This window comes from Pseudorhodobacter sp. W20_MBD10_FR17 (assembly GCF_052119765.1).
GTDB lineage: Bacteria > Pseudomonadota > Alphaproteobacteria > Rhodobacterales > Rhodobacteraceae > Pseudorhodobacter.
The window spans coordinates 1-10,297 of record NZ_JBGQOQ010000065.1 but is presented as its reverse complement, the minus strand read 5'-3'; the positions used below and the strand labels follow the sequence as shown (position 1 = coordinate 10,297).

The following is a 10,297-nucleotide window of genomic DNA, read 5'->3' as shown; positions in this document are numbered from 1 at the left end:
GTGAAGCGCTAAGATGAAATTCCAGCGCTTCAGTTTCAGCTTACTGCTTCAATTGAAATCGGGAACTAAACGCGACAACCGGGCAGGAACCACAGATCCTCTTCCGACGGCTCGTCGGCTTGCCCGAAGTCGCAGGGGGGGTCTTCAAGATCGTCAAGTATGACAGGGCTATGGTGCTTCATATGTGCAGAATATGGCAATTCTGCAAACTACCCAAGTGTATTCGTCACATGCTCTACGTCTCTTTATATAGCACACGCGCGCGATGCTTGGCGATCTCTCCTTGATCGAGTTCAGCGTAATGAAATCAAAGGATATTGGGTGAGCAGGACCAAAGAGTCCGCCATTGCATTCGTTTACAAACGGTCGTTTAGTAACGCTATACAAAATTGCAAAAGGCCTGTTTTGATGCCATTGATAGGCTACGCGCGCGTTTCAACCGAGGATCAAACCCCCCTGCCCCAGTCGCAGGCCCTGAAATCCGCGGGTTGCGCCGAGATCCATGAAGAACAGGCCTCGGGCGGCAATCGCGCGCGGCCTGTGCTGGCGCGCGTGCTGGAGCGGATAGGCAAAGGCGATACGCTGGTCGTTGTCCGGATCGATCGGCTAGCCCGGTCGCTATCGCACCTTTTGGAGATGATAGAGCGGCTGGAGGCGAAGGGTGCCTTCTTCCGTTCGCTTGAGGACCCGATCGACACCGCATCTCCGCAGGGCAAGTTCACGCTTCAGGTGCTAGGTGCCGCTGCCGAGTTCGAGCGTGCCTTGATCCGTGAACGCACAAAGGCCGGCCTTGCCAGTGCGAGGTCTGAAGGGCGCGTAGGAGGAAATCCAGGCCTCCGTGCCAAGGATCCCGCCGCATTACGCAAAGTGCGGCTGGCACGGCAGGACGGTTACATGGAGCGGCTGAACGAGACCGCGCAAGACTGGGTTCCCCAAGTCCGGCGGCTTCGCCCCGATTTGGCTTGGGAAGACGTGGTCCGCATCGTCAACGGCCCGCTGATGCCGGACGCGCAATGGACGCAACCCCGCCTGCTCCGCGCTGTCAGCGCTTATGTCCGTGATGGCTTTCTGCCTGCAACGGTGCTGGAGCGCGCCCGGCGACGGGAAAAGGATGACCGCTTGCCCGCCATCATCGCTGGCATCAAAGGCGCCGATCCATCGATGACACTTCAAGCCATCTGCACGCGGCTTGAGGATATGCGCGAGCGAACGCCGCGTGGTCGCAGCAAATGGGAACCTTCGTCCGTCAAAATGCTGTTGGCGCGCGCAGAAAGGCTAGGGTTGCTCGAAAAAGCTGCGGCAGAAACGGATTAGGCACCGCGCTTGGCATTCGTTCTATGCCCGTCTGATAGCCTACCGACCCACAGCACTCAATAGACGGGGAGAGTGAAAGTCTGTGAATAAAGTGCTGCCTTTTATGTACATGCTTTCCGAAGCAGAAGGCCCACTCAACACCTAAAGACGCCTCGACGGTTTGGGTTGCATAAGTCCGCCTTATCGTGAGTGATTGATTTAGAAGGCAATCTTCACAAATCCCGGTGAATACATCTCTAATTTACGTCGAAATCAGTGGTCCTGAGACGCGCCTACAAGCTGCATCCCCGGCCCTTGCGCGGCTTTGCGGTCGAAGGTCATTGTGACCTTACAGCCCGCCTCAACGCCTGCCAACGCGATCATCTGGTCCGAGAACCCTGCCCCGCCCTTACCATAGCGATTGAGCGCTATGGCGACGCGGTCCGCTGCTTCAACCACCAATTCCCGGGCCTCCAACAAGCCTTCCAGCGCCGCCGCAATCTGCGGGCGCGACAGGCCGTATGCCCGCTCTAACACCCAAACCGTTTCAACCATGACTTCGCGCGCGATAAACCCGGGCGCCGCCTCAGACAGGCTGGCCACACAGTCACTGGCCTGCGCGCCTTGTGCAGGATCGTCCTGCACCAAGAACCGCACAAGCACATTGGTATCAAGGCCGATCACTGGCCTTTCGCTCCGGCCGCAATGGCCGCATCCATCTCGTCAAGCGTTACAACCCGCTGCGTTAGAGGGTGTAGCGCTCCGGCCAATTCACGCGCCGACCGTGCGCGGATGATCCGCACTTCCCCGTCATCGAGGATCAGATACCGCAGCTTATCCCCAGGTTTCAGGTCCAGCGCCTGCCGCACATCTTTGGGCAAGGTCGTCTGGCCTTTCGTCGTGATGGTTGATTCCTGCATGACGCCCTCCATGTCAAATTCTGAATACGCATTACATATGGCATATTCGCATTACTTTTTCAAGGATCTTGACCAATCAGAACCATACGCGCCGAAAATCTCGCTTTGCCGAGACCACACTTCGCCACTGTCCTAAAACCGCATTATGATCAGGTGAGCCACCACGGTATGAAGGGAAAAAACAGCCATCTTACTTTGCTCATCGATTCGTACTGATAAGCTATGGCACTATAAGTTGTGTAGTATACCTCCGCTCGTACAAAATACGTTACCACCGCATAGGAAGTAGAATGTCTCTATATTACAAGTTCTTACAGGTATCTTCCTACGAACTGAGTAGAAATTCTCTTTGGGAAGGAAGCAATAATTTCCTTGCAAGACGCGAAAACCTGCCGCATGACTACTTGTAGCGCAAATAAGCGGTAATTGCGGCTTTTTGCGCTACAAATAAATAATCCCGGATAACCGGGGGCTGCGAGTGGATTAAACCATTCCAGCAAGAGGCAAAATGAGGGTCAAATGGCAATCGAGCGAGTATTCGCCGAACTCCAGTCTGATGCAGCAACGCTGCACCAGTCAATTCGACAGCATCTCGAACGGAATTTTGCTCCGGACGCACGCAAACATTTGCGCACCTTCTCTTCCAGCGAGGCCGCAGAATTCCTTGGTTTGGCGGCAGGCCATCTTCGGAAACTCCATGCCGAGGCAAAGATTCCCGATGTCCCCTTGGACGAACGTGGTCGCAAGGTTTATTCAGCAGATGATCTTGGCCAGATCCGTCTTTCCCTCGCCCGCACCACGCGAGATCCCTCCCTTTACCTTCGTGGACGCGTTGGGCAGGATCCGCTGCAAATCATTTCCTGTGTCTCCTTCAAAGGCGGATCAGCCAAAACAACGTCTGCCGCCTATTTGAGTCAATGGTTCGCTCTTCATGGCTACCGCGTTCTGGTTGTAGATATGGACCCACAGGCTTCCTTGTCATCGATGACCGGTCTACGACCAGAGATTGATTTCTCGCACAAAGGCACTGTCTACGACGCTATCCGCTATGACGACCCGCTTCCGATGAGCGACGTCATTCGCAAGACCTATTTTCACGGTCTGGACATAGCTGCGGGCGGGCTGATTTTGTCTGAATATGAGACTGAAACGCCGTATGCCCTGCGTCGTGGTGCCGAACCGCCCTTTTATCTTCGGCTCCGGCAAGCATTGCTGTCGGTCGAAGCCAATTATGATCTGGTGTTCATCGATTGCCCACCGCAACTCGGGTTTTTGACGCTTTCGTCGCTTGTTGCTTCCTCCTCCATCCTGATACCGGTGGTGCCGAACTTCATTGATGTGGCGTCCTTGGCCCAATTTCTGACGATGACATCCTCTCTGTTGGATACGATTCGCGATGCTGGTCTGTCGTTGGAATATGACTTCCTGCGGTATCTCGTCTCACGATTTGAACCATCCGATGGCCCTCAGGCACAGGTAGCCGGTCTTTTGCGTGCAAATTTTGGCAAACGCGTGATGACAGAGACCTTTTTGAAATCGACCGCTGTATCAGATGCAGGCCTTACCCACCAAACACTTTTCGAAGTGGGACGTGGCAGCATGAATCGCAACACCTATGACCGCGCCATGGAATCAATAAATGCCGTCGCGCGGGAGCTAGAGCAAGACATTCACAAAGCATGGGGGAGGCTTTAATATATGGCCCGCAAAAACATGTTCGAGGGGATAACCCCTACACCGCCACAAACAGATGAGAACGCCACGGCGCCATCCTACCGTCCTGCGCGATCCTCGCCGGAAGTGTTTCAGCAATCCGGGCCAATTGCCGCCATAAGGAACGACCTAAGAACTGTGGGCGCCCGCACCGTGCAAGATATTGATACGGCCCTGATCGAGGATTCAGGCCTCAAAGACCGGATAGGTCTGTTGGATGATGATATTGCGGATCTCCGAGAGAGCATCTCGCGGCATGGTCAACAAGTGCCCATTCTGTTGCGCCCGCACCCCGCACTCAGCGGTAGGTATCAGGTCGTTTATGGGCGTCGGCGCTTAGCTGCAATCAAAGGGCTTGGCATAACGGTCAAGGCCTTGATTCGGACGCTGTCTGATGAAGAGGCCGTCCTTGCCCAAGGCCAAGAAAACAATCTTCGGAAAGATCCGTCTTTCATTGAAAAAACTCTATTTGCCGGCGACTTGGAGGAAGCAGGGTATGAGCCGCGTATTATCCAGGATGCTCTGAATATCAGCCGCAGCCATACCTCGCATATGCGAAAGGTAAGAGAGGCATTCCCGAGAGAGTTGATTGAAAAAATTGGGCCAACACCTTCGGTCGGGTGGAAGCGCTGGTATGAACTAGCCACCAAGGTTTTGCAGCAGAAACGAGATCCAAACTCGGTGCTTCACGGCCCCTTCCCAGCTGCGCTGACCTCGGATCAACGCTTTGATCATTGGATAAAAGCGTTTGAAGCCCACTCTTCACAGTCAAAGAAACAAGGGGCAAAGCCCCCTACCCTCGCCGTTCAGTCGAATTCCGGGGTTAAAATCGGCTCTATTGCTGTGGGGAAAAATAAAGTGACTTTCCAAGCAGACGCAGGATCCGTCGAATTTGCGCATTGGATCGCAGGACATGCTGGCGAGATTTTTCAGCGCCTGCACCAAGAGTATCTGACTCAATCCGACAACCAAGACTGACCCGAAAAACCGCAACAACAAAGGAGCATTGCAGGAAAAAGATAGACCTCCCGAATGGATCCCACTCGGAAGGCCCGTGCAATACACAGGGCGCCAACCCTGAGAAAGCTCAACTTCAACAAGAGCAATCTAGCGCAGGCCTGATTCGTTAGCAACATCGCAAAGGCGATGATCGGTATTTCTTTGCCTGAATATGTCCCATTTTTGATTGAATGGGGCTGCCAAGCTTGGTTGCGAGCGATGATTCCGCTGGGTTGGTCAGACTGATCCGCGTGAACATCCCATGAAACACATCAATATTTCGCTTGCACCGCCAACGCCTGGCAACACCAAATCCGCCGACACCCCAAAGCGCCCCGCCGACCCACGCTGGCACGCTTTGGACCTCCTCCGCCTGTCAAAGACCCACTTCAATCTGAAGGATCGCGACATTGCGGTCTTGCGCGGCCTGCTCTCGCTTATGCCGGTAGCGCAATGGGGCAGCCAGATGGTCGTCTTTGCGTCTAATCGTGTGCTTTCTGAACGCTGCGATGGCATCGAAGAAAGAACCCTTCGCCGTCGTTTGAACAAGCTCGCGGAAGTTGGTATTGTGCTTCGAAAATTAAGCCCGAGCGGCAAGCGCTATCAAATCAAAGATCAAAACAACGCGACAGTTATTGCCTATGGCATAGATATTTCACCGCTTTGCCAATTGGTGCCAGAGCTAGAGACCATCGCAGAGAACTGCCGCCACCAAGATATAAAAGCTAAGTCTATAAAGGCTCTAATTCGCGATCGCCTTTACAACAATGAAGGCCTCGCAGCCTCCACGCTAGGCGACTATGCCCGCCGCTCGCTTCGTCGCAAGCTTTCGGTCGAAGAGTTGCAAACCCTAATCCAGAACATCGATAAAAACCTGCACCCTGGAACCTCACCCAGAGCTGCAACTGATCTTACTCGCGCACACGAAATGTCCGACAGTGACAGTCAAATTGTCCGGCATATTCAGAATTCTAATGAAGAAGATTTAGACTCTGAAGGGGAAACTACGACAATACCTGAAACCGCAAAACTTAAAAACACCGACAATGCTAAGAATAAAGAAGGTGTTCGCTCGGATATTTCGGTATTCGAGTGCATGGAGGCTGCCACAACCGCGCGATCTATGTGTTCAAGCCCGCCTCAAACATGGGCAGATGTGACACAGCTCGCAAAATCACTGGGACCCGCTATAGGGCTTCATCCAAAAGCGATTGCCGCCGCAGATGAACGGTTGGGGGAATACGGCTGTGCATTGGCAATTCTCGGCCTTGTTGAAGCGTATGGCCGTATCAAAAACCCGCAGGCCTATTTGAACGCGTTGACGAAAAAGGCCCGTGATCGGGGTCTGGATTGCGTAAAAATGTTCTGGTCTCTTACCACCCCTAAACACAAGCAGGAGCAATTTGTGTGATGCCCTCTCAAGGGGGCTTCCCATGTATACCCCGGTAAACACTACTGGAACGACACGTTATGGCTCGATGTTTACCCCGGTATACACCAATGCTGATAGCTGCCTTTTCTACGTCAGTCTCTCTGAGAGTGAAAGGTTTGTTGGTTTGAGTGTGACGGGAAGTGAGATTGGGAGAGTGGCTCCCGGCGCCCGTCTTGGAGACTATCTGATGGCCCAAGCTGCCCAGAGAATCACTCTGTCGCCGTCGCGCGATATCGCTTTTGACAAACTGGTGTTGAGCCAGTCCAACGTTCGCCGCATCAAAGCTGGCGTCTCGATTGAGGAACTGGCCGAAGACATCGCTCGCCGGGGCTTATTGCAAAGCTTGAACGTGCGGCCTGTGTTGGATGCTGAAGGGGTTGAAACCGGCAAGTTCGAAATCCCGGCCGGTGGGCGCCGTTTTCAAGCGCTGTCTTTGCTGGTGAAGCAAAAGCGGCTGGCGAAGTTCGCGCCCGTGCCCTGCATTGTCCGGGAAGCTTCTTCTGCGATCCTGGCTGAAGACGATTCCTTGGCGGAGAACATGCAGCGCGTTGCCTTGCATCCATTGGATCAGTTCCGTGCGTTCTTGGCCTTGCGGGATAAAGGTCAAAGCGATGAAGAAATTGCTGCAGCCTTCTTTGTTGCCCCTGCTGTTGTGAAGCAGCGTATGCGATTGGCATCCGTGGTCCCTGCCCTACTCGAGGTCTATGCCGAAGACACTATGACGCTGGAACAGCTGATGGCCTTTACCGTCAATCCTGATCACGAACGCCAGGTTCAGGTTTGGGATGCCATCAAAGCCTCCTGGTCGAAAGAGCCGTTCCAAATCCGGCGTATGCTGACAGAGACGTCCGTGCGGGCGTCTGATCGCCGTGCGGTGTTTGTCGGAGTGTCTGCTTATGAGGCCGCTGGTGGCACCGTATTGCGCGATTTGTTCCAAGGCGACGATGGCGGTTGGTTAGAGGACCCTGCCCTGCTGGATCGGTTGGTGTCCGAGCGGCTGCAGGTTGAAGCCGAAGCGATCGTCGCTGAGGGTTGGAAGTGGATCGAGATCTCGGTCGATCTGCCTTACGGGTACAGCCACGGAATGCGGCGGTTGTTTGGGGAGGCCGTGCCAATGTCCGAGGACGAGGTTGCAGCCCATGCGGCGCATCTTGCTGAGTACCGGCAGTTGGAAGAGGAACATTCCGGACAAGACGAGGTTCCCGAAGACATCTCGGAACGGATCGCTGCTCTTGAGTTGGCCATGGAAGGTCTTGAACAGCGGCCCTTGGTTTATGAGGCACATGACGTTGCGCGCGCTGGCGTGTTTGTGAGCCTTGATCGTGAGGGTGGTTTGTCTGTCTCTCGAGGTTTTGTTCGCGTTGAGGATGAAGCCCCTGTTATCGCGGATGGTGACTGCGCTGTGTCTGATGTAGCGGGGCAGGGGGGAGAGTTTGCATTGTCAGCCGACCAGGCGGCGCACGTCGGAACTGTCATCACGTCCGGCGGTCAGCCTCTGGAGGCGCTTGCTGAGGACGAAGAGGACGGAGCCCTCAAACCTCTGCCAGAACGGTTGCTTGTCGAACTTACGGCCCATCGCACCTTGGCTTTGCGTGAAGCTGTCGGGCGGTCACCCGATGTGGCGCTGACATTGCTGCTCGTGAAACTGGTCAACGATACGTTCCGGACAACCGGGGCCTCGGGCAGTTGCCTTGAGGCATCGGTGCGCGAAATCTATCTCTCGACTCAGGCGCCTGATCTGAAGGACAGCGTAGTGGCGCAGGCCGTTGATGATCGGCACGAAAGCTGGGAGGCTGATCTGCCGCTTGGCGACGATTCAGTCCTATGGGATTATTTGACGGCGCTTGATCAAGCCAGCCGTCTTGCATTGCTGGCCCATTGCTTGAGCTTTGGGATCAATGCAGTGCATGAAAAGCCAAACCCTTATGGGGCAGGGATCTCGACCAGTGGTCTGACCCGGCGCATGGCGCAGTCGGATATCCTTGCCAAAGCCGTTGGTCTCGACATGGTCGATGCCGGTTGGGAACCTACGGTCGAGACCTATCTTGGTCGTGTTCCCAAAGCGCGCATTCTTGATGCGGTTCGCGAGGCCAAAGGTGAGGGCACGACCCAGCTGCTCGATCATCTCAAGAAGGCTGAGATGGCGGTTGAAGCTGAGCGCTTGCTGAAAGGGTCGGGCTGGTTGCCGGAGGTCCTACGCCGTATCGATCTGGATGCAGGCACCGGGGCAGGGGAGGGCGAAGCGGTTGAAGACGCGTCCGAGCTTGCTGAGGACATCGCCTTGCCGGACTTCTTGATGGCTGATCTGCCGTCCGAACCGGCTGCAATGATGGCCGCAGAGTGATCTGAGCCAGTAGAGGGCGGTAAAATCGCCCTCTTTTCCATTAAATATAATAATATCAATAAGATGGGTGTAATTCTTTACGCTCACAAGGAGAAATCATGTCTGCATCTAACATTATCGACACCGCGCCCTTGGGCGCGCTCGTTCGTTACACCGATGGTGCCCCAAAACCACCCGCACGCTTCACAAAAAAGCTGGCGGCTTGGGAACGCGCAAACGGTGTGGGGCGTCTGGTGAAGAAGGAACCACCGCGGTCCTATTCGACCTGGACGGCTCCGGCCTCCTTTACGCTGCACGAGGGCAACTTCTCGTCTGACGGGGTCATTCTCGTGACCATCATGCGCAGCCATTCGGCTGACAGCCAATTGATTTTTGAGGTGGCTGAGGTGCCAAAGCCCGGGCAGGTCCGAGTGCTGCTGGACTTTGGCAGCAGCGTTGAGTTGTTGCATCTGGCCGCAAACGCTGAGGCTGCAGAGCTTTGGATTGCCAAGGAGGGCTATCGCAATGCCCGGCTGGAAACCGTTGGTGATGACGGCGGCGAAAGTGGGGCAGGGGAGGCGGATATCGCCGCCTGAGCCATATTCAAAACCGAGGGGCCCGCTACAGGCGGGCGTCTCACCCATCAAAGCCCTGTCCCGCGAGCACGCAGCGCGCACCAAAGCAACCATCCCCTTGGAAAAGCTCTCAATCATAAGCGTGCCTGCAAAGACTGGCGAGCGCATGCATCAGCGGGACAATCCGGCTCCTGTCGTCAGGGTTCCATCCCCCGCTTGCCCGTCCCTTCCTTGGCCCAAAGCCTGTCTTTGAGATCAAGCCGCGAGGGCTCGGACTACGGGCAAGCCCGTGCCGCCGGGCGGATTCGGGACAAGCCCGAACGCACCCGGTGATGTCAGCCAGTCTTTGGGCCTTCGGGTTCCTGTCAGCGCGGGGGATGGTCCCCCGCCTCCCAGCAGGAGCCAAAACAAATGTCCCGCAAAGATGCACACGCCTTCGCCGCTTCGCTCGCCGCCACGCTCATGGTTTCGATCGTCGTCTTCCAAGCCGGGGATGGAAGCTTCGGCGCCGTCCCCGCCGATGAAATCGACGGTGACGAGGTCGTGATCGTTTCAGAATACGATCCCTTTGGCTGAGGCCACGGGCCTCATCACTCCAAGGCCCAGATATAGCGCAATCGCGCCTCTGGGTCTTTCGCCTGTCCACCGCCGCACGGCGGAGACGCTCCTGCACCGACATAAAGTCGGCGCCCTCACTTCAACAAAAGGAGTTCGCACATGACCGCGGCCAACCGCCCCTATGGGGTCCCCACAGGGCAGTCTTGCCTTGTGCAAGGCATGAACCGGCCTAGGTCCCATTGCGACGATGTCGGGCCGACCGAGATTGGACTTGAGCCTGGGGAAATGACCACAGCCTTCGGTATCGACAAGGCAGGCCTACAAGGCTGCTTTTGTCAGGGCTGCCGTGATGACGGCGCAGAAGCCATGGAGGTGTTAGATGGGCAATCTTTGGCGTCCTCAGTAGGGCCCAAGCATCTACAAACCTATGAGCAACGGGTCAGGAACGTTCTGGAAGGGCAGACCGTTCTGGCTGGAGTCATCG

Annotated in this window: 10 protein-coding genes; 8 read left to right on the top strand and 2 right to left on the bottom strand. The window is 55.6% G+C overall.

All coding sequences use genetic code 11. From position 1 onward, the window contains the following. The first annotated feature begins 408 nt into the window (after positions 1–408). Entirely contained in the window at positions 409–1,314 is a 906-nt protein-coding gene (locus ACEN2J_RS19925) for a recombinase family protein (RefSeq protein WP_442108392.1), read from the top strand. A 252-nt stretch (positions 1,315–1,566) separates the two neighbouring features. On the opposite strand, the gene ACEN2J_RS19920 is transcribed toward ACEN2J_RS19925, so the two are convergent. Both ACEN2J_RS19920 and ACEN2J_RS19915 read right to left on the bottom strand, forming a co-directional pair. Then, entirely contained in the window at positions 1,567–1,977 is a 411-nt protein-coding gene (locus ACEN2J_RS19920; RefSeq protein WP_442108390.1) for a PIN domain-containing protein, read from the bottom strand. Further along, the gene (locus ACEN2J_RS19915) at positions 1,974–2,213 is read right to left on the bottom strand and encodes an AbrB/MazE/SpoVT family DNA-binding domain-containing protein (protein WP_442108388.1); all 240 of its coding nucleotides are present in this window, start codon (positions 2,211–2,213) and stop codon (positions 1,974–1,976) included. Before ACEN2J_RS19915 ends, ACEN2J_RS19920 begins: the two co-directional genes overlap by 4 nt. Positions 2,214–2,732: 519 nt before the next feature. Here ACEN2J_RS19915 and repA point away from each other — a divergent pair. The 7 genes from repA to ACEN2J_RS19880 form a co-directional block, all read left to right on the top strand. Then, on the top strand, positions 2,733–3,908 hold the full coding sequence (gene repA, locus ACEN2J_RS19910) for a plasmid partitioning protein RepA (protein ID WP_442108386.1): 1,176 nt from the start codon (positions 2,733–2,735) through the stop codon (positions 3,906–3,908). A gap of 3 nt (positions 3,909–3,911) precedes the next feature. Then, positions 3,912–4,904: a plasmid partitioning protein RepB gene (repB, locus tag ACEN2J_RS19905; RefSeq protein ID WP_442108384.1), complete on the top strand. Its 993-nt coding sequence runs from the start codon at positions 3,912–3,914 to the stop codon at positions 4,902–4,904. A gap of 283 nt (positions 4,905–5,187) precedes the next feature. Further along, complete coding sequence (repC, locus tag ACEN2J_RS19900; protein WP_442108382.1) at positions 5,188–6,336, top strand: plasmid replication protein RepC; 1,149 nt, start codon at positions 5,188–5,190, stop codon at positions 6,334–6,336. 208 nt (positions 6,337–6,544) lie between these two features. Next, complete coding sequence (locus tag ACEN2J_RS19895) at positions 6,545–8,701, top strand: ParB/RepB/Spo0J family partition protein (protein WP_442108380.1); 2,157 nt, start codon at positions 6,545–6,547, stop codon at positions 8,699–8,701. A 98-nt stretch (positions 8,702–8,799) separates the two neighbouring features. Next, entirely contained in the window at positions 8,800–9,276 is a 477-nt protein-coding gene (locus tag ACEN2J_RS19890; RefSeq protein ID WP_442108378.1) for a hypothetical protein, read from the top strand. Positions 9,277–9,666: 390 nt separating this feature from the next. After that, positions 9,667–9,831, top strand: a complete 165-nt coding sequence (locus ACEN2J_RS19885; RefSeq protein WP_197087170.1) for a hypothetical protein — start codon at positions 9,667–9,669, stop codon at positions 9,829–9,831. Positions 9,832–9,972: 141 nt separating this feature from the next. Further along, positions 9,973–10,297 (top strand): hypothetical protein (locus ACEN2J_RS19880; protein WP_442108376.1); only part of this gene is annotated, 325 nt, incomplete at its 3' end.